Raw genomic sequence first — 21,027 nt, 5'->3', positions numbered from 1 at the left:
GGTGCTCATGGATCGGCCGCGTCAGTCCCGCGAGGCCGGGATCGGCAGCAGGACCAGCGTCGCGTCGTCGTCCTCGGGCCCGTCGCCGTCGGACCGGTACCCGACGGCCGCGAGCCAGGCGCCGTCCGGCGACACAGCGACGCCGAAGAGCGAGTCGTCGGAGCGCTCGAAGCTGTAGAGCCGGTGCCCGCTCGGATCGAAGCGCGTGTCCGGGGCGCCGTTGCGCTCGAACACGGCGATCATCGCGTCGACGTTCCCGGTCGCGGGGGTGGCGCTGCCGACCATCACGACGCGATCGTCGGGGAGGGCGAGGAGGTTGCGCCCGCGGTCGTTGTCGCCCGCCACGTCGAGCACGATGCCGCCGCCCACGCCCCAGGAGGCGTCGAACCCGCCCGTGGCCGTGACGCGGAAGGACACGAGATCCACGGCGCCGCTCTCCTCGGCGCGCCCGTAGCCGGTTGTCACGTACTTCCCGTCGGACTGGCGCGCCACGCCGTAGGCCTCGGCCATGCCGACCGGGAACGGCGAGAGCCTCACGACGCCGTCGGAGGAGAAGGTCGTGTCGGGGGTCCCGTCGGCGTTCAGCCGCAGCAGCACGATCTGATTCCTGCCCGCGACGCTCGTGTAGCCGGAGGAGAGGATCTTGCCGTCGGCCTGCACGAAGCCGTTGCGCGGGTTGTCGCCCAGGTTCAGCCCATCGACGTCGAGCGTGTGGACGCCCTCGGTCGCGAAGGTGGTGTCGAGATCGCCGTCCGCTGTGAGCCGCACGATCGCGCGGTCGCGGTCGGCGCGGTCCGCCGCCTTCTTGCTGGCGAACAGGATCAGCCCGTCGTCGGCGTCGCGGTCGACGCCCCAGAGCAGGTCGCCCGTGTTGCCCTCGCCGGCGCCGAGGTCGACGACGGCGACGCCGTCGGTGCCGAAGGTCGTGTCGAGCGTGCCGTCGGCGTTGAACCGGACGACAGCGATGTCCGCGTCGGACGGCGTGGCGCTCGGGTCGTGCTCGACGTTGCCCGCGAGCACGACCTTGCCGTCGGACTGCACGACGACGCCGCGCGCTGTCTCTGCGGTCCTGCCAGCGACGACGTTGACCTTGGCGATCCCGTTCGTGCCGAAGGTCGTGTCGAGCGTGCCGTCGGTCTTGAAGCGCGCCACCGTCATGTGGGTGTCGCCCTCGACGGCCACGTGCCCTGCGGCGTAGGCCCTGGACTCGGCGTCGAACGCCACGGCCCAGAAGCGGTCGTCCGCGGCCTCATCGAGCGCCACGACGCCGGCGAAGCCGTTCGACCAGGGCTCCTCACCGGTGCCGCCGCCGCCTGCGCCGCCGTCACCGCCGGTGCCCGCGCCGCCGGTGCCGCCGCCCGCGCCGCCGGTACCGACGCCTGCACCGCCGTCGCCACCGCCAGCGCCGCCTGCGCCGCCGGTACCGACGCCTGCGCCGCCGTCGCCACCGCCAGCGCCGCCTTCACCGCCGGTGCCGCCCTCACCGCCGGTGCCCGCGCTGCTGCTCGTCGAGGTCGCGCCGGCTGCTCCCCCGGCGCCCCCGGCGCCCCCGGCGCCCGTCGTGTCGTTCGTGTCGTCACCGCATGCGGCCACTCCGCCGAGCAGCACGCACCAGGAGAATCCGAACGTGGCGAGCGCCGTCCGCGGTGTGGACAGCCAGGTTCTCTTCGCAGACATGATCGACGGCTCCCTCATGATGTTGATAATGAAAGTCGTTTACGGAGGGGCTGTTTTCTGCCAAGGTGACCGTCCTGTCAAGACATTCCGCTACACCCGCCCGGTCGAGGTCCGTTCCCGCGGGGATCCTGCTGGAACGGATCCCGGCGTCGCCTTCGTGTTGTCTGCGCTGAGCGGCGATCGCCCGTGCGCCCCGCGGCGTGAATTTCTTCTACTGGGGCTGGTTCTGCGCGCCCGGGCTCGGCGCTGTGCTCCGGCGCATCGGCGCGCGCGTTCGCGAGCGCATCGAGGTGGTCATCCAGAGCTACGCCCGGTGGCCCTCGGCCATCGGCAAGTCGCTCGGCGGGGGGCTACGCGATCTCTGAACCGCCGCGCCGCAGGAGCGCCGGCGGCGGCGAGGCCGGCAGCGCGCGGGCCGCGATGCCGCCGGGTCAGAGCAAGGTGAGGAGGCGACGGGCGCGCGCCTCGGCCGCCTGGATGAGCTGCTCGGACTCGAGCTCGGGCAGCTCGAGCTTCTTGCACAGCGCGGTGATGTACTGCTTCTCCGCGTCGTGCTGCTCGCCGTCGACGAAGCTGAGCAGCACGGCGTGCTGGAGCAGCGCGCGGCGGTCGTCGCCGCCGAGCTCGGCGAGGGGCACGTCCTCCAGGGTCTTCTTGTCGGCGGCGTAGGCGCGGATCTCCTTCGCCTGCTCCTCGCTCGCCTCGAACGCCGCGATCAGCCCCTCCACCATCTCGCGCTCGGCGTCGTGGAACTCGCCGTCCGCCCACGCCACGCTCACGAGCGACTTCACGATCGCCATGTTCATGTCTTGCATGACGACGAGTTTCGTCGCTCCCACAGGGAAACGTCAATCGTGAGGGGGCGGCGTCCTCGCCTCCGCGCGCGGCACGGCGTGGAGCGCTCCGCGCGCGAGCGGCTCCGCCAGCGAGGCGAAGAGCTCCGGTCGCAGCGTCCCGACGAGCACGGCGCAGAGCAGGGCGAGCGCGACGAGCGCGAGCCACAAGGACAGACCCCTCCGGCGCGGCGCCACGAGGGGCGCAGGCGGCCTGCTGCTCTCGTCGAGCGCGCCGAGCGCGGCGCTCTCGGACGGAACGGGAGGCCTCGTCGCGGTGAGCGGCGAGCGCTGCTTGAGGGCCGCCAGCGCGGAGATCGCGGTGACCGGAGGCGGCGTGAGCGTGGGGTCGAGGCCGGCGAGCGCCTTCATGCTGCGCGCGGCGCGGCGCTGCGCGCTGTGCTCCGACTGCGCGACGAAGCGCGCGACGAGCTCGTCGACCCGGGACGGGCCAGCGCCGTCCGCCGGCGGGCGCGCGCTCCGGGAGCGGCGCGAGGCGCTCCACACGATCGCGTCGACGGGATCGAGGCCCGCGGGGCACGGCTCCTCGACCGGCGCCGCGTCCGTGGGCGGCGCGCCGGCGCGCGCGGACACCGGGGCCTCGGAGGGCTGCGGCGGCGCTGTCAGGGCCGCGGGGGCGGGCGCGTCCGGAGCGTCGTCGGCGCGGTGCGCTGGGATGGGCCAGGGCAGCGTGTGCCGCGCGGCCGGCGTCTCCTCGACCGGCGCGACGCTCGCTCGCGGATGGGCGGACGCGGCGGCGACGTCGCTCCGCTGGACGAGGGGCCAGCCGCCGTAGGCCGGGGTGACCTGGAGCGCTGGCGCTGCCTCGAGCAGGACATGGATGGCGGGGGCGCGCGCGGTCTCGATGGCGTCGGCTGGGACATCGGCGGCGACGACGGGAGCGTCGGCTGGGACATCGGTGGCGACGACGGGAGCGTCGGCTGGGACATCGGCGGCGACGACGGGAGCGTCGGCTGGGACATCGGTGGCGACGACGGGAGCGTCGGCGGCGACATCGGCGACGTCGACGGGAGCGCCGGCGGCTGCGTCGAAAACATCCGCGGCCGCCTCGGTGACGGCGGTGGGGGCGTCGGCGGCTGCCTCGGGAGCGTCGGCGGCTGCCTCGGGAGCGTCGGCGCCGCTGGCGACCGCGGCGTTCGCGGGCGCCATCATCTCGGCCCAGACGGCGGTGGCCACGGTCGGCGTCGGCTCCTGCGAAAGCGGCGCGACGCCGGCGGGCTCCGGGGAGAACTCGACGAGGATCGACTGGGTCGGCGTAGGCTCCTGGGAAGGCGGCACGACGCGGGCGGGCTCCGGGGAGAGCTCGACGAGGAACACCTCGATCCCCTCGGGGCTCGTCAGCGCATGGCCGCACGACGCAGCGTCGCGCGCGAGCGACGACGACGCCGGCGCGGCGCGCTCCTCGGCAGGAGCGACGGTCGCCACCGCCGGCGCGGGCGTCGCCGCGAGGGCGATCGGGGCCACGGGCGCGATCGAGCGCGCAGGCTCGATGAGCTCCGGGATCGCCGGGATCTCCGCGGGCACCCCCGCCATCTCGATCTCGACCACCGCCTGCACGACGGTGGGCGTCGGCTCCGGCATCACCTCGACCTGCGCGTCGATGTGCGTGGCGTGCCCGGACTCCGGCGCGATCTCGGAAGGCAGCCCGCTGGCCTCGGCTGCGGCACCGGCGACATCGCCCGCGATCGCCGGCGCAGGGGCCGCCTGCCCGGCGGTCGCGATCGCGACCAGCCCGGGGCTGAGGGTCAGCTCCACGACGGCAGGCGCGACTGGCCCAGGGCTGAGGGTCAGCCCCACGGCCGCGGGCGCGAGCGGCGCGTCGGCGACCGCGGCGCGCGCCGCGCTCGCCTCCTGACCGCGCGTCGCGCCCGCGGCCTCGTCGGCCCGCGGGCCGACCACCGCGCCGCGCGCCGCGACCTCGTCATGAGCTCCGGGCGCCGGCGCGCGCGCCGCGCTCGCGGCCGACGTAGCCTCCTCGCTCGCCTCCAGCGCCGCCGGCCTCGCCTGCGCCGCCGAGCGCGCGCGCTTCAGCCGGCCGGCCTCCTTGGCGCGCAGCGTCTCGCGCGCGAGCCGCGCCAGCGCGCGCCGGGCCGCGTTGCGGTTCACCGGGATCAGCGCGGCCTCGAGCTCCCGCGCGACAGCGTCCGGGTCCTGCTCCGACGCGGGCCGCGGGCGCGCCGTCGTCGCGAGGTTCGGCATGCTCCCGGCGGACGCGGCGAGCAGCCGCGCGAGCAGGTCGCGCAGGAGCCGCGCCGCCTCGGCGGGCGCCACCGGCTCGCCGCGCGTGCGCACGGTGACCGTGCCCTCCGTCGTGAGCAGCACCGCGCGATCGTCGAGCCGCAGCGGCAGCCGCGACGTCGCGTCGCTCACCGCCAGCGCGAGGTAGCCCGACGTCTCCGGCACCAGCGAGGCGCACCGCGCGTGCGCCGCCGCGAGGACCTCATCCAGCGTGACGCAGGCGCTCACGAGCGCCCCCGCGCCGCCGCCGCGCCCGACCCGCCCGCGCGCGCCGGCCTGACCGGCACGCCCGCCGCCTCGAGGTACGCCTTCGCCTCGCCGATCGTGTACTCGGCGTCGTGGAAGATCGACGCGGCGAGCGCGGCGTCGGCGCCGCCCTCCACGAGGCCGGCGCGCAGGTGATCCAGCGTCCCGACGCCGCCCGACGCGATCACAGGGACCGGCACCGCCCGCGCGATGGCCGAGGTCAGCAGGAGGTCGTACCCGTCCCGCGTGCCGTCGCGGTCCATGCTCGTGACGAGCAGCTCCCCGGCGCCTGCGCGCGCGATCTCCTCCGCCCACGCGACAGCGTCGCGCCCGGTGTCGCGCCGGCCGCCGTGGGTCACCACCGTCCAGGCCACGCGCGAGGGATCCGCGATCCGGCGCGCGTCGATCGCCACCACGATCGCCTGCGTGCCCCACCGGTCCGCGGCGCGCCGCACGAGGTCGGGATCGTTGACCGCGGCCGTGTTGATCGCCACCTTGTCGGCCCCCGCGTGGAGGAGCGCCTCGATGTCCTGCTCGGACTTGACGCCGCCGCCGACCGTGAGCGGCGTGAACAGCACGTCCGCCGTGCGCGCCACGACGTCGAGGATGATGCCGCGCTTCTCGTGCGACGCGGTGATGTCGAGGAACGTGATCTCGTCCGCGCCCTCGGCGTCGTAGCGCCGGGCGGCCTCCACGGGATCGCCGGCGTCCCGCAGCCCCACGAAGCGGACGCCCTTCACGACGCGGCCGTCCTTGACGTCGAGGCACGGGATGATGCGCTTCGCGAGCATACGTCCGCGTTACCGTACCTGCCGCGCCCGGGCCAACTGTTGCGCGGCGCCCCGGCGGCCCCGGCCCCAGGGCTGCGGGGCGCGCTCTCCCGCGCGCCTGCCGCGCTTTCCAGCGGCTGGGCCGGCCCCGCCGCGTGGAACGCGGCGCCCGGAGCCTGACCGCGCCGCGGTTCCTCGCTACGATGGCGCCCATGCACTGCCCGCACTGCGGGAAACCCATCCCCGAGGGCTCGGTCGCGTGCCCCCACTGCGGCGCCGCGCTCGCGCCGCCGGCCGGATCGGGCCCTCACGGCCCGAGGCCCGCGGCCCGCACCATGGTCGGCGTCGCGCTCCCCGATCTGCTCCGGCAATCGCCGCCCACCGCGGCCGACCCGCGCGGCGCGGTCCACGGCGGGGCCGCGCTGCCGCCCATGGCCGGCGCGCCTGGCGCCGCCTCGCGCACCATCGTCGGCATGCCCGCCGCTGTCTTCGGTCCGGCGCCAGCGCCGCCGGACCCGCGCCTCGCCGGGGGCACGCTCGTCGTCGGGACCCCGCCCATGACCGGCCCGGGAGCGCGCCTCGACGCGGCCGCGGCGCAGGGAGCGCCGCCCCTCGACCACACCGTCCCGCTCGCGCCGAGCATCGCCCCCGGGCGCGCCCCGGCGCCGCCGCCGGCCGCCTCCCGCACCCTGGTCGGCGTCGCCCGGCCCGGCATCGCCCCGCTCGCGCCCGGCGCGCCGGCCGTGTTCGACAGCGCCCCCGATCCCGACCTCGAGGCGCGCTACCAGCCGGCCGCCGAGCTCGGCGCCACGATGGCGCCGATCCGCGCCCGCGTCCCGGCGCTGCGGAACCCGGCGCTCATGCACCCGCAGCGCCTGAACCTGAAGCACCGGCTCGGGCCGCTCCCGCCTCCCAGGAAGCGCGCGCGCACCTCGCGCCGGGCCGTCGCCGTCGTCGCCGCGGGCGGCGTGCTCGCGCTCGGCGCGGTGCTGTTCGCGCTGCTCTGGCCGAGCGCGCCCCCGGTCACCGCGCGCGCCCGCGCCGACGCCGGCGGCCGCGAGGTCATCGAGCTCCGCTGCGAGACCTGCCCCGACGGCACCGCTGTCGCCGTCGGCGAGGGCCGCGCGACGATCGCCGGCCGCGTCGCGCACATCCCGCTCGCGAGCCCTCTCTCCGTCGGCGAAAACCAGATGAAGGTCGCCATCGACCGCCCCGGCAGCGGGCGCGACGAGACGGTCGGCGTCTCGATCCACGTCGCCTACCGCATCCGCCCCGACCTCGGCACGCTGCAAGGGGAGCGCCCCTCGATCCAGGTCGTGATCGAGGCGAGCAAGGGCACGCAGGTGGTGCTCGACGGCAAGGAGGTCGCGCTCACGAGCGGCCGGGCGATCGAGGCGATCGACGTCACCGAGGCGGTCACGGGGCTGTCGGACGAGACGAAGACGCTGAGCCGGCAGGTGCCGTACACCGTCACGCCGCCCGACGGCCCGCGCGAGCAGGGCATGGTGAGCGTGGCGGTCGGCATCGCCCCGCTCGTCGTCGAGGCGCCCGGCCCGAGCGTGGTCATCGACAAGGAGAGCTTCGTGCTGGCCGGGCGCACGGCGCGCGGGGCGCAGCTCTTCGCCGGCGCGCACCCGATCGCGGTTCGCCCCGACGGCACCTTCGCCCACGTGATGAACGTCTCGTCCGTGGGCGCGACCCAGTTCGAGGTCCGCGCGAAGATGCAGGGCATGGCCCCGCGCATCGCGAAGATCGCGGTCCGCCGCGTCGACCGGATCGACACCGCCGCGAAGGAGTTCGCCGCCAGGAGCCCCCTCGGGTACGCCGCGCTCGCCGCGGGCGGCGCGGACCTCATCGGCAAGCCGATCGCGCTGAGCGGCGAGGTCCTCGAGACGCGCCGGCAGGGGTACTCGACGCTGCTCCTGCTCTCGGTGTCGCCCGCGTCCGGCTGCAAGGAGGGCGGCGCGACCGCCGCGAGCGCGGGCGCCGGGCTGCGCGCCCCGGGGGCGTGCAAGGTCCGGCTCGTCCACGGCGCCGAGAACCCCGCCCAGCGCGGCGACGTCCTCACCGCCTACGGCACCGTCGCCCCCCCGTTCGCGGCGCCGGACGGCGTCGCGATCCCCGAGGTGTGGGTCGAGTTCACCCAGAAGGGCGCCCGGTGAGCGCCGGCCGCGCGAACGATCGCAGCCCGCGCCGGCCGCGCCGCCTGTGGCGGGCGGGCCTCGCCGCCGCGGCGGTCCTGCTCCCCGCCGCGGCGCCGCTCGCCTTCGCCGACGCGGTGGACACGAGCCGGCCGCACACCATCGTTGTCGGCGCGCCCCGCGGCTTCGCCCCGAGCGAGCGGCTCGACGCGCGCCGCACCGGCCGCTCCGCGGCGAGGCTGCCCTTCCCCGCGCGGGAGGCCTGGCGGAGGCAGCTCCGCGGCGGCATCGACGCGGCGCCGCTCGCGGACGCCGAAGGCGATCTCCTCTTCACGCTGACGGTCCCCGAGGTCGTCAAGCTGGGCGCGGACGGCCGGGAGCGATGGCGCGTGCGCATCGGCGACAGCGCGCCGCTCGCGCCCGCCGTGATCACGAGCGACGGCACCCTCGCGCTGATCACCTCGTCCGGCCTCGCCGTCGGGCTCACGCCCGCGGGCGGCGTGCGCTTCGCGGTCCCCCTCGGCCTCCGCGGGCGCGACGCCGACGTGACGCCGCTCGCGCTCGACGACGGCGGGCTCGTGGCGGCCGCGGGGCGCTCCCTCGTCGAGCTCACCGCGGACGGCAGCGTGCGCGCCCGCGCCGAGCTCCCCGAGCGCGCGACCGGCGCCCTGCTCGCGGGGCCGGACGGCACGCTCGTGACCACCGAGTCGGGCGCGGTGCTGACCTGGCGCCCTCCCGGCGCGCCGCGCCGGCTCGGCTCCTTCGGGGGCCTGCCTCGCCGCGGCGCCGCGCTGGCCGACGCCCGCACGCTGCTCGCGGTCATCGACGGCCGCCGCCTGGTCGCCCTGGATCTGCCCACCGGGACGACCGGGGTCCGTGCCGGCAGCGCCCTCGGCGTGCTCGACGGGCCGCCCGCGATCGGCGCCGGGGGCGTCGCGGTGGTCCTCTCGTCCGCCGGCCTGCTCCTCGGCGTCAACGCCGCGGGCGACGAGGCGCTCCGCGTCGCCCTCGATCGCGCGCCGGCCGCCTCGCCCGCCGACGCCGGCCTCTCCGGCCTCCTCGGCCCGGTGGACGCGAAGCCGAGCCCGCCGGTCGTCATCGATCGCACCGGACGCGTCGGCTTCGCGCGGGCGGGCGGCCGCGCCGGCGTCGTCGAGGCGGACGGCAACGTCTCGATCGCCGCCGAGCGCCTCTGCTCGACGCCCGTCGCCGTCGTCCCGGCCGGCGAGGAGCGCATGGCGATCGCCTGCCGCGACGGCACCGTTGTGATGCTGGCCCGGTAGCTCCGCGCCCCCGGTCGCCCCCCGACAGGGGCCGGGGGTCTGACCGGCGCGGGCCGGGCTACTCGTCCGAGCTCACGCGCCCGGGTTCCACTTCGTCCAGGTGTCCCCGTCCTCCATGTACAGCTCTGACGGCTCCCCCGCGGCCGTCTTGATCGTCTTGAACCGCGCGAGCGTGATCTGCTCTTCGAGCGCGTCCATGTCCGCCTCCTCGTACAGGGGCGCCGCGAGCGCGCTCTCGGGGAGCTGGTACATGGTCACCACGAACTCGTCGGCGTTCGCCTCGGCGATGCAGAACCCGTTGGTGTCGGCCTTGCAGAAGGCGAGGTGCGGGTTGACCTTCGTCGGGCCGCCGACGAGGTGCTTCTCGATGTTGCTGGCGATGTTCCCCGCGCTCGGGACGTCCTTCAGCAGCGGGTGGCTCGCCACCCGCTTCTGCAGCGTCGAGCGGAGCGTGGACGACGAGATCGCGGCGCCGACGAACTCCACGATCTTCGTCGTGGGGGCGGTGTCCACGGCCGGCGTCCCTGCGACGAAGGCGCGGAGATCGCCCGTGATCGCCACCGCGTTACCGCGCTCGGCGAGCGCCGCGATGATCTCGTTCCGCTCCGCGCGAAAGCCGTCCCAGCCGTCGCAGCTCAGGTAAAAGCGCCGATTGAGCGGCTCCGTGGTGGACATCGTGATGTCGATGGCGAGCTGGGAGAGGCAGTGCTCGTTCCCCCACACAGTCCAGGTGCTCTTCGACTCCATGACTGTCTTCTTGAACCACGCCTTCTGCGCTTCGCCCATGACGGGGGTGTCCCCGGTAGACAGAGACAGCGCGTCGAAGGCGTCCTTGATCACGAGGTAACGCGACCCGAACGCGCTGAAATAGTCGGTCTTCCCGACGTCGGCGTAGGAGACGCCGCGATCCATGTAGGGGAGCAGCCGCTCATCGACGGGCTCCAACGGCTCTTCCCGCTGCTCGTTCAGCTTCGCCACGACAGCGTTGATGAAGTTGACGCTGATGAGGCGGGGCCCCTCGTTCTGCGCGTACCCGAAGCTCGGATCGAAGCCGAACGTGGGCGCGCTCTCCACGAGCAGGTCCCTTAGGCGGCCTTCCTCCAAGGTGTCGATGTCGTCGTACGGGCTCGCGTACGGGGGCGTGGTTCCGAACTGAGCGACGAGCCACGCCTGGTTCACGGCGATCTTCCCCGGGAAGGCGTCCTCCGGGATCAGGTGATCCGCCCGGTACGAGCGGAGATCCGTCATCACGAGGTGGACGTGCTTCCCGAAGGTGAAGTCCCGGTAAATGGTGATGTCCTCCGGGTACTTGGCCGCCTTGCTGTAGCGGAAGTCGTCGCCCGCCGGGTAATCGACCGGCATGTACTCGAACCAGGCCTGATTCGCCGCCTTGCGCCGGTCCACGTCGGTCTCCGGCTCCCGGCCGTTGGAATAGGTGGCAGTCGCGCCGTGGCAGTCGTCGGAGAACTCGTGATCGTCCCAGACGACGATCATGGGAAAGCGCTCGTGCAACCGCTGCAGCGCCCGGTCGCTCCTGTACGTCTTGTAGAGCTCCCGGTAGTTGTTCAGCGATCTGGCGGCGTGGTACGCGACGCCCTCCGCCGACGTCAGGGTGAGGGCGCCGTTCACGTCGGAGAGGGCGACCTTGCGCTGCTCGGAGGGCGTCTGGAAGCTCGGGTCGCCCGTCGTCTCATAGATGTAGTCACCGAGGTGGACGACGAAATCGATCTGCTGATTCGCCAGGGCTGCATAGGCGTTGTAGTAGCGACCGACGTAGTCCTGACACGACACGAAGGCGAAGCGCACCGGCACGTCCGCGTCGGGCGCCGGCGCCGTCCGCGTCCGCCCGACCCGCGAGCTGAAGCAGCCCTCTCCCGTCGTGTAGTAGAACCGGTAGTAATAGGTGGTCCCGGGGCTCAGGCCGCTCACCTTGACCTTGACGCAGTAATCGAGCTCCGCCCGGGCCGACACGGACGCCCGCGTGCTGCCCGACCCCGCCACGGCCACGTTGCTGGAGCCCAGCTTGAGCTCGACGAGCTGGGTGAACGCCTCATCGAGCGCGACGACGAGCGCCACGGCGAGATCCGTCTTGTGGCCGCCGTCGACGACCCGGGTCCACAGCACCACGCTGTCGGGCCTCGGGTCTCCGGAGGCCACCGACTGGGGGAAGAACGAGTCGTCCTCGTTCACGTCGCAGGCGCCGGGCAACCCGTCTTCCTCGGAGCAGGCAGTCGGCACGACCACCGAGCCAGCGGTCACCAGGGTGGCGCGAAGAAAGTCTCGGCGTCTCATCATCGATTGAAGTCCTCCAATGACGGATACACCCCGGGCGCTGCGCACGCAACGGCGTGCGCCGGGGCCGCCTGCCGCGCCGCCGCCCGGGCGCTCGTCGCGCTCGCTCGGGTGGCGCGGGTGGCAGCATGCCGCCGCCTCGCGGGCAGCGCGAGCGCTACTTGACGTGCCGAGTCAGGCGGCATCTCGTGGGCGCCCGACCTGCCGAAGGCACACCATGTTCCAGACAAGCCTCTCCCCTGAAGCGCTGCGCGGCGCGCTATCGCGCCTCCGCACCGGGCATCCTGCGTTCGACCGCGCCGGCGCGCGCGGCGCGGCGGCCGCGCGCCAGCCGGTCCACACAGTCTACGGCGGCGCCCACCTGTTCAAGGCCGACACCGCGCGGAAGCTCGGGGCGGTGGCGCTCGCCGCCCTCGCGGAGCACGCGCCCGACTTCGCCGCCTTCGCGCGCGCGCTCGGCCTGCCGGGGGCGGACGAGCTCCCGGAGGGGCGCGCCGAGGCCGCCGCCCTCGCGGCCGCGCTCGGCGCCGGCGAGGCCCCGGCGGGCCGCGTCGCCGCGCCGGCGCGGCTCGCGCACGCGGTGCACGCGCGCGTGCTCGACAAGCTCGGCCGCGAGCCCGTGGAGGACCTGCGCATCGATTTCGAGGATGGATATGGCGTGCGCCCCGGCCACGAGGAGGACGCGCACGCCGCGGCGGCGGCGCGCGAGGTCGCGCTCGGCATGGCCGCGGGCGGCCTGCCGCCGTTCCTCGGGATCCGGGTCAAGTCGCTGGGCGAGGCGTGCGCCGAGCGGAGCCTCCGCACGCTCGACATCTTCCTCACCACGCTGGTCGCCGCGTCGGGCGGCGCGCTCCCGCCCGCCTTCGCCGTGACGCTGCCGAAGGTCGTCGCGCCCGAGCAGGTCTCCGCGCTGGCCGACGCCCTCGACGCGCTCGAGCGCGCGCTCGGGCTCTCCGGCGGCACGATCCGGATCGAGCTGATGGTCGAGACAACCGCCTCGCTCTTCGGCCCCCGCGGCGAGATCGCCTTGCCCGGCCTTGTCGAGGCGGCCCGCGGCCGGTGCGTCGCGGCGCACTTCGGTGCTTACGATTACACGGCGAGCTGCGACATCACGGCGGCTCACCAGCGCCTCGACCACCCGGCGTGCGACGTCGCGAGACACGTGATGCAGGTCGCGCTGGCCGGCTCGGGTCTCTGGCTGTCCGACGGCGCGAGCAACATCCTGCCCGTCGGCCCGCACCGCGCGCGGCCCGGCGGCGGGCCGCTCACACAGCAGCAGATGGATGACAACCGCCGCGCGGTGGTGGGCGCATGGCGGCTCAAGTACGGGCATGTCCGGCGCGCGCTCGAGAGCGGCTACTACCAGGGATGGGACCTCCACCCGGCGGAGCTCCCGGCGCGCTACGCCGCTGTCTATGCCTTCTTCCTCGAGGGCGTCGACGCGACAGCCGAGCGGCTGCGGAGCTTCATCGAGCGGGCCGCCCGGGCGACCGTCGTCGGGACGGTGTTCGACGACGCCGCGACGGGGCAGGGGCTCCTGAACTTCTTCCTGCGCGCGGTCAGCGCGGGCGCGATGACGGAGGGCGAGGCGGCGGAGCGGACCGGCCTCGCGCCGGACGAGCTCAGGGCCCGCTCCTTCCAGGCCATCGTGGCGCGCCGGAGCGCGTGATATGAGCGACCGGGAGAGGAAGGCATCGCGGGGATGCCCGAGCAGCGGGGAGGACCGATGAGCGCGATCACGACGCACGTGCTGGACACGTCGCGGGGCCGCCCGGCGAGCGGCGTGCTGGTGGTGCTGGAGGTCGGCGACGGCGGCGGTTACCGGGAGATCGGCCGCGGCACGACCGACGACGACGGCCGGCAGAGAGGCTTGCTCCCGCAGGGCGCGCGGCCTGTCCAGGGCACGTACCGGCTCACCTTTCACACCGGCGTCTACTTCGCGGCGCTCGGCTCCGAGAGCTTCTATCCCACCGTGTCGATCCTCTTCGAGATCCGGGACCCGGCGCAGCACCACCACATTCCACTGCTGCTCAGCCCTTACGGCTACACCACGTACCGCGGCAGTTGAGGGCGCGCCAGCGCGGACGCGTCTCCGGGCCGCGTGACCGGCTCGTCGTTGGCGCGCAGCGAGAGCTTCCTGCGGCCGGCGCCGTGGGGGCGCCGTTCAGGGGGAGATGAGGTAGATGACCGAGAAGGCCACGACGAGCGTCGTGGCTGCAATCGCGATGAGCTTGGGTACGGTCAAGTTGTCTTCGGTCTTCGGGTTGTCTGTGCTCATCGGGTGCCTCCGCGGTGCTCTCTGCGCGTCTCGCGCGCTCGTCTCCTGGCAGAAGGCGGACTCGTCGTCAACCCTGAGCCGGCCGCGACGGACCGGGCGCGCTCACGCCGGCGTCTCTGCCGTGGCGCCGGCCGCGACAGCGCCCTGTCCGCCCGCGTGCATCATGGCGAGCCTCACCACCTCCGGCAGCAGATCGGCGAGCAGATCACGCAGCGACGTCCGGTCGAGCTCGTGGCGCTCGACCCAGTCGAGGCTGGTCGCCTCCACGAACCCGATCCACCCGCGGAGGGCTACCCGGAGCGCCGGAGGTCGCTCGGCCACCGGCGTCTCGGCGAGCAGCTTGTCGAGGAAGCGGCTGCGCGTCTCCTCGATGATCGCCAGCACCTCGGCGTCCGAGCCGATGCCGCCCCGGAAGACGGCCGCATAGGAGATCCCCTGTCGCTCGACATAGGCCAGGTAGGCGTCGAGCCCGGTGCGCAGGCGCTCGGGCACCGGCACATCGTCGACGTCCAGCGACCGCTCGACGAGCTCGCGCGCCGCTTCGCGCAGGACGGCGATGTAGAACTCGCGCTTGGTCGGAAAGTAATGGTAGAGGAGCCCTTTCGAGATGCCCGCGGCCTGCGCCACCTCGTCGATGGCGACGTCGTCGTAGGCTCGCTGGCTGAAGAGCTCGAGCCCCAGCGCGAGCAGCTGCGCGCGCCGAGCGTCGACGTCGAGCCGCTGCCGGGGCGGCTTGCCCTCGCCGCGCCGGGACGTCGCGGCGCGGGACGGCTTTCGTGTCGAGATCATGAGCGGGCGGGTACTTTACGCTCCTGCCGATCCGGGTTCAATCTCGGCAGAAGCGGCGACTCTGCTCCATACGTCGCGCGGGCGGCGTTCCTGGCGCCTTCGTCCCGTGCGCGTCGTCGGTGCGCCGCCGCGCGTCATCGCCTGTCGCGCGGGGCGTTTCTTGCGGTGCGGCTGTCGGCGTCGTCTTTGCTCTCGTGGCGCTCTCGCGTTGTGCATCCCCGGGATGTGCAGGAGGGAGACATGCAGCATCTCATGATGTCCGCTCTGGGCGCCGTCCTCCTCGCGACGACGCTTGCAGGCGCGGCGTTGCCCGAGCGCCCGGTCCGCCCGCTCACAGCGGCGCTGAGCGGGCGGGACGAAGTGCCCGGTCCCGGCGATCCGAACGGGAGCGGGGCGGCCCGTCTCGCCCTCGATCTCGCCCGCGGCGAGGTCTGCTTCGACCTGGTCGTGACCGGCATCTCCCCGGCGATCGCGGCGCGCGTTCACGAGGGCCCCGCCGGCCGCGCGGGCCGGGGCTTCATCACGCTGATGCCCCCGACGGGCGGCAGCTCCAGCGGCTGCGTGCCCGCGCCTCGCGACGACCTCAGGGCGTTGCTCGCCGATCCGGCGATGTATTATGTCGCCGTCCGCACCGCGGATTTCCCCGAAGGCGCGCTGCGAGGCCAGCTCTCCCGGTGAGATAGACTATTCGGCGATGAGGAGAGAGCTCGACGCAAAGGCGCCAAGGCGCAAAGATGCATGGTAATTGTCTTTTTTGCGCCCTGGCGTCTTTGCGCCTTGGCGTTGAACTCTCTCTCCTGATCTCTGGCCGGACTCCTGGCGGGCGGGGCTAGCCCCCCCAGAGGAGCTTCTTCAGCCGGATCTCCGTGATCTTCCGCTGCTCCTCCGCGGCGATGCCCAGCTCCTCCTCCGGCGTGTGCTCGATCCGCTCCCGCAGCATCGTGAGCATCTCGTCCGCGCTCTTGCCCGTGGCGCACACGATGTAGATGAACCCGAACTTCTCGTCGTAAAGGCGGTTGTACAGCGCCATCTCCTCCCGCGTCTCGTGCGCCGCCGCGCTCATCCCCGCCTGCTCCTGGCTCGAGAAGCGCCTCGCCGCCGCGCTCGTCTCCGCCGCATCCGCCTGCGCCCTGGTCTCCCCGATGCGCGGGTGCGCGCGGAACGCCTCCAGCCAGTCCTCCGGTCCGAGCCGCGCGAACCCCTGCGCCGCCGCCGCCAGCAGGTGCTCCTCGTCGCGGAACGGCCGCGCCGCCGCCATCTGCGACGACCACGCGGGCGACCCGCACGCCGCGCGGAGCTCCGCCGCCGCCTCCAGCTCCGTGAGCGCGTTGAGCCAGCGGAGCCGCTGCACCGCCGCCCCGCTCCGGGTCGCCCTCCCGAGGATGCGGAGCCGGCTCACGCCGCCGTCCGGATAGATGTTCAGGCGGACGTGCGTGAACGGCCCCGCCGCGCGGAGCTCTTCTTCGAAGAGGTGACGCGTGTGCGCCTGCAGCTTCGTCCGCGGCACGATCTCCCGCCACGCGCTCGCCCCGGCGAGCTCCTCCGCCGCGCGCCCCGCCGCGTCGATCCCCTCGATCATGCAGGTGTCGGGGTAATTGCCCTTGAAATGGTTCGTGTCGACCTCGATCCGGCTGATCTCCCCCTGCGCCGCGAGCGCCACGAGCGCCCAGTCGTACCCGGGCCCGCGCCGGCGGCGCGTCTCCCAGCCGTCTCCCATGTTCGCCGCCCGGCCGGGCATGATCAGGTTGTGGCGAACCCCGAAGAACATGTCGCTGCACGACAGCACGCTCGCCCCGTTCTCCGCGGCCGCAAGGTCGATCTCCGCGCCAGGGCGATCGAGCCGCCGCCAGTCGGGGACGGCGTCGCCGTACACGCGGAGCCGCGCCACCCCGCCGTCCGGATAGATGTTCAGGCGAAGGTGCGTGAACCGCGACGAGCAGCTCACCGCGAACGCGTTCTGCGCGTCGCCCGCGAGCGGCGAGCGCGGCAGGACCTCGACCCAGTGCGTCCCCGGATCGAGCAGCTCGTCGACCCGCGCGTCGGGCCGCGCGGCGCACGCCTCGATCGAGCAGTGCTCCGGGTAATTGCCCCGGAAGAACGCCGTATCGACGACGACCCCGCGGAGGATCCCGGGGATCCCCAGCCGGACGAGGCACCAGTCGAACCCGGGAGTCCGTCGCCTGCGCGTCTCCCAGCCGTCCATCCATTTGCCGCGATCGGTGTACTCGTGCTCGAGGAACACCGGCTTCGACGCCCTGAGCAGGTTCTCCTTCGGCGCGAAGAACTCGTCGTTGGCCGCGAGCACAGCGCCGCCCAGGCGCTCCGACGCCAGGTCGAGCGCCCCCGCGAACGCCGCCCCTGTCACGCCTCTCGCTTCAACCATCTCCCTCTCGCCTCCCTGGCGAAGCCCCCGCGCTCGTAGACCTTCTCGCCGCGGAGGTACGTGGCCTGAACGACGCCGTGCAGCTCCTCCCCGGCGTACGGCGTCACCTTGTGCCGGTGCTGGATGAGCGGCGGCTCCACCCGGAAGGTCGCCTCGGGATCCCAGATCACGAGATCCGCGTCGAACCCTCTCTGGATCTCCCCCTTGCGGCGCAGCCCGGCGAGCCGCGCCGGCCCCCGGCACAGCCACGCCCCGAGCCGCTCGAGCGGGATGCCCCGGCGCCGGGCGTCGGTCCAGACGATCGACAGGCCGAGCTGCAGGCTCGAGATCCCGCCCCAGGCCGCGTCGAAGTCGCCGGCCTCCAGCCGCTTGAGCTCGGGGGTGCACGGGGAGTGATCGGAGACAACGAGATCGATGAGCCCGCCCTGCAGCGCGGCCCAGAGCTCCTCGCGGTTCTCGCGCTCCCGGATCGGCGGGGCGCACTTGAACGGCGTCGCGCCGTCCGGGATCTCCTCCGCGGCGAAGTGCAGGTAGTGCGGCGTCGTCTCGGCGGACAGCGCGGCGCCGCCGTCGCGCGCCCGCCGCAGGATGCCGAGGGCCGTCGCCGACGAGAGGTGGACCACGTGCGCCGCCGCGCCCGTCGCCTGGCAGAGCGACGCGAGCAGGGCGATCGCCTGGTCCTCCGCCTCGCGCGGCCGCGAGCGCAGGTAGGCGGCGTACGTCCGCGGATCGAGGCCGGCGAGCGCCGCGCGCGCCGCGTCGATCGGGCCGGGGAGCTCGGCGTGCACGAGCAGCGGCGCCCCCGTGCCCGCGAGCACCTCGAGCGCCGCCCGCAGGTCCGCCTCGGCGACGTGGCCGAACTCCGCCACGCCCGAGTCGACCATGAAGCACTTGAACCCGAGCGCGCCGGCCTCGAGCAGCGGAATCAGCTCTCCCGCGTTGCCCGGGACGGCGCCGCCCCAGAAGCCCACGTCGACGAGGCACCGGCCCTCCGCCGCGCGCGCCTTTTCCTCGAGGTTCGCGACGGTGGTCGTGGGCGGGATGCTGTTGAGCGGCATGTCGACGAGCGACGTGACGCCGCCCGCGGCCGCGGCGCGCGTCGCCGTCTCGAACCCCTCCCACTCGGTCCGCCCAGGCTCGTTGATGTGCACGTGCGCGTCGACAAGCCCGGGCATCACCACAGCGCCCTGCGCGTCCACGACGGGACAGCCCTCCGGCACCTCGTCATGGCCGGCGACGTCGACGATCGTGCCGCCCTGGATGTGCACCGAGGCCGGTCGCACGGCGCCCCCGGTGACCACCCGCAACCCGCGAACGATGAGGTCCGGCGTCATCAGGGCCTCGAAGGTACCACGGCGCCGGGATGCCAGGCTTGAGCTCCCGCCGCCCAGCTCCTACTGTGCTCGCGTGAGCGCCGCTGATCGAGCTGCGCCGCGCCAGGGCGGCGCGCCCGGGAGCAGCCCCGTTCCCTGGGACCCGCTCTTCTACGAGAAGAGCCGGCTCTACTGGCCCATCCGTCCCCGGGCCGAGGTGTTCGCGGGGTGCGCCGCCTGGCCGCCCGTCGAGGACTACAACCGGGCGCTCGGCGACGGCTTCCCCGTGCGCTTCGCCGAGCAGGCGCCGCGTCCGCGGCGGCGCAGGCGACGCGCGCCCGTGGACCCTGCGGCGCTGTACGACGCGCGCATCCACGTCGAGGGGCGCGTGCCCACGCGGCCGAGCAACTGGCACGACTTCCTCAACATGCTCGTGTGGGCCGCGTTCCCGCGCGCCAAAGCGGAGCTCCACGCCCGCCAGCACCGCGCGATCGCCGCGCGCCTCGAGCCCGGCGCGGAGGCGCTCCCTCCCGCGCGCACGCGCGAGCTGGACGGGCTCGCGCTGCTCGACGAGGGCGGGCTCCTGCTGCTTTACGACGCGCGCCGCGCGCCGCTCGCCGACGCCTCCGACCTGCGCCGCTTCGCCGACGAGGCGCGGGACGCCGTGCAGCGCGGCGACGCCGCGGCGCTCGTCTTCGGCCACGCGCTCTACGAGAGCCTCCTCCAGCGCGGCCCGCCGGTCCACGCCATGGTGCAGCCGATCCCGTGCGAGGCCCCGCTGCCCGAGGCGCCGGACGCGCTCGTCGCGCTGGCCGACGCGCGCCTCTGCGAGGCGCTGCGGTCGCCGGGCACCTTCGCGCACCCCGAGCGCAGCGCGCGTCTCCCGCTCGACGAGCGCGCCCTGTGCAGGTGAGCGGCGCCGCGGCGGGGTAGGGGAGGCGGCCAGCGCGCCGGTGCGCAGCGGTGCTGTGCATTTTCGCACAGCCGGCGCGCGCATTTGCCGCCTCCCCGGTACGCTGCGGGCGGCGCATGCTCGCGCGGCGTGGCCGGGAGAATCGCATCGTGATGAGCTGGGACGACCTGCGGTATCTCCTCGCCCTCTCCCGGGCGGGCTCCCTCGCCGGCGCTGGCCGCGCGCTCGGCGTCGATCACACGACGGTGGGCCGCCGGGTCGAGGCGCTCGAGGCGTCGCTCGGCGTCCGGCTGTTCGTGCGGTCGCCCTCGGGCTACGCGCTCACCAGCGAGGGCCTGAGCCTGATCCCCGACGTCGCGCGGGTCGAGGAGGCGATCCTCGGCATCGAGCGCGGCAGCCTCGGGCGCGATCAGCGCCTCACGGGCGCCGTGCGCGTCACGGTCGCCGAGGCGTTCGGCAGCCGCTTCCTCGCGCCCCGGCTGGGCGCGCTCCACGCGGCGCACCCGGGGATCTCGGTCGAGCTGGTGACGGCGATCCGCGCGCTCGATCTCTCCCGGCGGGAGGCGGACATCGCGGTCCGCTTCTTCCGCTCGGCCGAGGGCGGCCTCGTGGTCCGCAAGGTGGGCGTCGTCGGCTGGGCTGTCTACGCCGCGCGCGCGTACGTCGAGCGGCGCGGCGCGCCCACCGCGGCCGATCTCCCGGCGCACGCGCGCATCGGCATCGAGGCGCCCGGCGCCATGCCGCCGGAGCACGTCTGGTTCGAGCGCATGGCCGCCGGCGGCCCCTGCGTCTTCCGCAGCAACAGCACCGCGTGCATGCTCGGCGCCGCGCGCGCCGGGATCGGCGTCGCGCTCCTGCCGTGCTTCATCGGCGATCTCGAGCCGGACCTCGCGCGCGTCGCCCTGCCGGACGAGCCCCGCCGCGCCGTCTGGCTGACCGTGCACCGCGACCTCCAGCACACCCCCCGCGTGCGCGCGGTGCTGGACGCGATCGCGCGCGTGCTGGCCGAGGAGCGCGCGCTCCTCGGCGGCGACGCCCGCCCCCCGCAGCCTCCGAGCGGCCCGATCGAGGACGGGCGCGCCCGGGTCACGCCCCGCAAGCTCCGACGAACCAAGGAGACGAAACGATGACCACCGCCCCGCTTCACCTGTATATCGGCAGCAAGAACCTCTCGTCCTGGTCGCTCCGGCCGTGGCTCGCGATGTCCCACGCGGGCGTGCCGTTCGAGGAGCACGTGATCCCGTACGAGCTCCCCGACTGGGTCGACCGGGTGGCCCAGCGCTCGCCGACGCGCAAGGTGCCTGTCCTGCGCCACGGCGAGCTCGTCGTGTGGGAGTCGCTCGCCATCTGCGAGTACGTGGCCGAGGTCTTCCCCGGAGCGCGGCTGTGGCCCGAAGGGCGGGAGTCCCGCGCCGTCGCGCGCGCGGTCAGCAGCGAGATGCACTCGGGCTTCTCCGACCTGCGCCGCGAGCTGCCGATGGACATCGCGCGGCGGCACCCGCGGCGCGACGTCTCGGACGGCGCTGCCCGCGACATCGCCCGCGTCCTCGGGATCTTCGGCGACTGCCGCGCCCGGTTCGGTCAGGGCGGGCCGTTCCTGTTCGGCGCCTTCTCGATCGCGGATGCGATGTTCGCGCCCGTCGTGACGCGCCTGCTCTCGTACGACGTCGAGATCGACGAGGTCGCGCGGGCGTACGCGGCCACGATCACCTCGCTCCCCGCGATGGCGCGCTGGGCCGCGGCGGCCGCGGAGGAGGTCGCCAGGAACCCGCACATCACCGCGCCGGCCGGCAGCTCGTACACGAAGGCGGCCGGCGGCGCGCCGGGGAGCGCCGCGGCGCCCTGAGCGA

17 protein-coding genes are annotated in these 21,027 nt (G+C 74.4%); 9 read left to right on the top strand and 8 right to left on the bottom strand.

What is annotated here, in order from left to right:
* Positions 1 to 21: 21 nt before the first annotated feature.
* Positions 22 to 1,677 carry a delta-60 repeat domain-containing protein gene (locus WMF42_RS30360; RefSeq protein ID WP_437686308.1) on the bottom strand — a complete coding sequence of 552 codons (1,656 nt, stop codon included), beginning with the start codon at positions 1,675 to 1,677 and terminating at the stop codon, positions 22 to 24.
* A 200-nt stretch (positions 1,678 to 1,877) separates the two neighbouring features.
* Here WMF42_RS30360 and WMF42_RS30355 point away from each other — a divergent pair, with 200 nt between their 5' ends.
* Positions 1,878 to 2,042: a hypothetical protein gene (locus tag WMF42_RS30355; RefSeq protein ID WP_155798510.1), complete on the top strand. Its 165-nt coding sequence runs from the start codon at positions 1,878 to 1,880 to the stop codon at positions 2,040 to 2,042.
* Positions 2,043 to 2,108: 66 nt separating this feature from the next.
* On the opposite strand, the gene WMF42_RS30350 is transcribed toward WMF42_RS30355, so the two are convergent.
* Genes WMF42_RS30350 through hisF form a run of 3 tightly spaced genes read right to left on the bottom strand, consistent with a single transcriptional unit; the run spans position 2,109 to position 5,806 of the window.
* The gene (locus tag WMF42_RS30350; RefSeq protein ID WP_437686307.1) at positions 2,109 to 2,492 is read right to left on the bottom strand and encodes a TerB family tellurite resistance protein; all 384 of its coding nucleotides are present in this window, start codon (positions 2,490 to 2,492) and stop codon (positions 2,109 to 2,111) included.
* 33 nt (positions 2,493 to 2,525) lie between these two features.
* Entirely contained in the window at positions 2,526 to 4,997 is a 2,472-nt protein-coding gene (locus WMF42_RS30345; RefSeq protein WP_437686306.1) for a hypothetical protein, read from the bottom strand.
* Positions 4,994 to 5,806 carry an imidazole glycerol phosphate synthase subunit HisF gene (gene hisF, locus WMF42_RS30340; protein ID WP_437686305.1) on the bottom strand — a complete coding sequence of 271 codons (813 nt, stop codon included), beginning with the start codon at positions 5,804 to 5,806 and terminating at the stop codon, positions 4,994 to 4,996. The genes WMF42_RS30345 and hisF overlap by 4 nt, the downstream gene beginning before the upstream one ends.
* A 191-nt stretch (positions 5,807 to 5,997) precedes the next feature.
* On the opposite strand from hisF, the gene WMF42_RS30335 reads away from it, so the two are divergent.
* A complete protein-coding gene (locus WMF42_RS30335) occupies positions 5,998 to 7,947 on the top strand; it encodes a zinc-ribbon domain-containing protein (RefSeq protein WP_437686304.1) in 1,950 nt (649 codons plus the stop codon).
* Entirely contained in the window at positions 7,944 to 9,209 is a 1,266-nt protein-coding gene (locus WMF42_RS30330; RefSeq protein ID WP_437686303.1) for a hypothetical protein, read from the top strand. The genes WMF42_RS30335 and WMF42_RS30330 overlap by 4 nt, the downstream gene beginning before the upstream one ends.
* A gap of 72 nt (positions 9,210 to 9,281) precedes the next feature.
* Here WMF42_RS30330 and WMF42_RS30325 read toward each other — a convergent pair whose 3' ends face one another.
* Positions 9,282 to 11,504, bottom strand: coding sequence for an alkaline phosphatase D family protein (locus tag WMF42_RS30325; RefSeq protein WP_437686302.1), 2,223 nt, complete (start codon positions 11,502 to 11,504; stop codon positions 9,282 to 9,284).
* Positions 11,505 to 11,718: 214 nt separating this feature from the next.
* Here WMF42_RS30325 and WMF42_RS30320 point away from each other — a divergent pair, with 214 nt between their 5' ends.
* Together WMF42_RS30320 and uraH are read left to right on the top strand one after the other, a co-directional pair.
* Complete coding sequence (locus tag WMF42_RS30320; RefSeq protein WP_437686301.1) at positions 11,719 to 13,170, top strand: DUF6986 family protein; 1,452 nt, start codon at positions 11,719 to 11,721, stop codon at positions 13,168 to 13,170.
* A gap of 57 nt (positions 13,171 to 13,227) precedes the next feature.
* Positions 13,228 to 13,569, top strand: coding sequence for a hydroxyisourate hydrolase (gene uraH, locus WMF42_RS30315; RefSeq protein WP_061609362.1), 342 nt, complete (start codon positions 13,228 to 13,230; stop codon positions 13,567 to 13,569).
* A gap of 312 nt (positions 13,570 to 13,881) precedes the next feature.
* On the opposite strand, the gene WMF42_RS30310 is transcribed toward uraH, so the two are convergent.
* Positions 13,882 to 14,568, bottom strand: a complete 687-nt coding sequence (locus WMF42_RS30310) for a TetR/AcrR family transcriptional regulator (RefSeq protein ID WP_061609360.1) — start codon at positions 14,566 to 14,568, stop codon at positions 13,882 to 13,884.
* 252 nt (positions 14,569 to 14,820) lie between these two features.
* Here WMF42_RS30310 and WMF42_RS30305 point away from each other — a divergent pair, with 252 nt between their 5' ends.
* The gene (locus WMF42_RS30305; RefSeq protein ID WP_437686300.1) at positions 14,821 to 15,246 is read left to right on the top strand and encodes a CHRD domain-containing protein; all 426 of its coding nucleotides are present in this window, start codon (positions 14,821 to 14,823) and stop codon (positions 15,244 to 15,246) included.
* Positions 15,247 to 15,397: 151 nt separating this feature from the next.
* Here WMF42_RS30305 and WMF42_RS30300 read toward each other — a convergent pair whose 3' ends face one another.
* Positions 15,398 to 16,951: an allantoicase gene (locus WMF42_RS30300; protein ID WP_437686299.1), complete on the bottom strand. Its 1,554-nt coding sequence runs from the start codon at positions 16,949 to 16,951 to the stop codon at positions 15,398 to 15,400.
* Positions 16,930 to 18,285 (bottom strand): allantoinase AllB, encoded by a 1,356-nt coding sequence (gene allB / locus WMF42_RS30295; protein ID WP_437686298.1) that lies wholly within the window; start codon positions 18,283 to 18,285, stop codon positions 16,930 to 16,932. Before allB ends, WMF42_RS30300 begins: the two co-directional genes overlap by 22 nt.
* A gap of 73 nt (positions 18,286 to 18,358) precedes the next feature.
* Between allB and WMF42_RS30290 the strand changes: the two genes are divergently transcribed.
* From WMF42_RS30290 to WMF42_RS30280, 3 genes are all read left to right on the top strand, one after another.
* Positions 18,359 to 19,177 carry a DUF3025 domain-containing protein gene (locus WMF42_RS30290; RefSeq protein ID WP_437686297.1) on the top strand — a complete coding sequence of 273 codons (819 nt, stop codon included), beginning with the start codon at positions 18,359 to 18,361 and terminating at the stop codon, positions 19,175 to 19,177.
* 152 nt (positions 19,178 to 19,329) lie between these two features.
* Entirely contained in the window at positions 19,330 to 20,307 is a 978-nt protein-coding gene (locus tag WMF42_RS30285; protein ID WP_437686296.1) for a LysR family transcriptional regulator, read from the top strand.
* The gene (locus tag WMF42_RS30280) at positions 20,304 to 21,023 is read left to right on the top strand and encodes a glutathione S-transferase family protein (protein WP_437686295.1); all 720 of its coding nucleotides are present in this window, start codon (positions 20,304 to 20,306) and stop codon (positions 21,021 to 21,023) included. The genes WMF42_RS30285 and WMF42_RS30280 overlap by 4 nt, the downstream gene beginning before the upstream one ends.
* The last annotated feature ends 4 nt before the right edge of the window (positions 21,024 to 21,027 follow it).

It is taken from the genome of Sorangium sp. So ce176 (assembly GCF_051519835.1).
Taxonomy (GTDB): Bacteria; Myxococcota_A; Polyangia; order Polyangiales; family Polyangiaceae; genus Sorangium; species Sorangium cellulosum_G.
The sequence above is the reverse complement of the archived record's forward strand: the minus strand, read 5'-3'. Positions and strand labels throughout refer to the sequence as shown.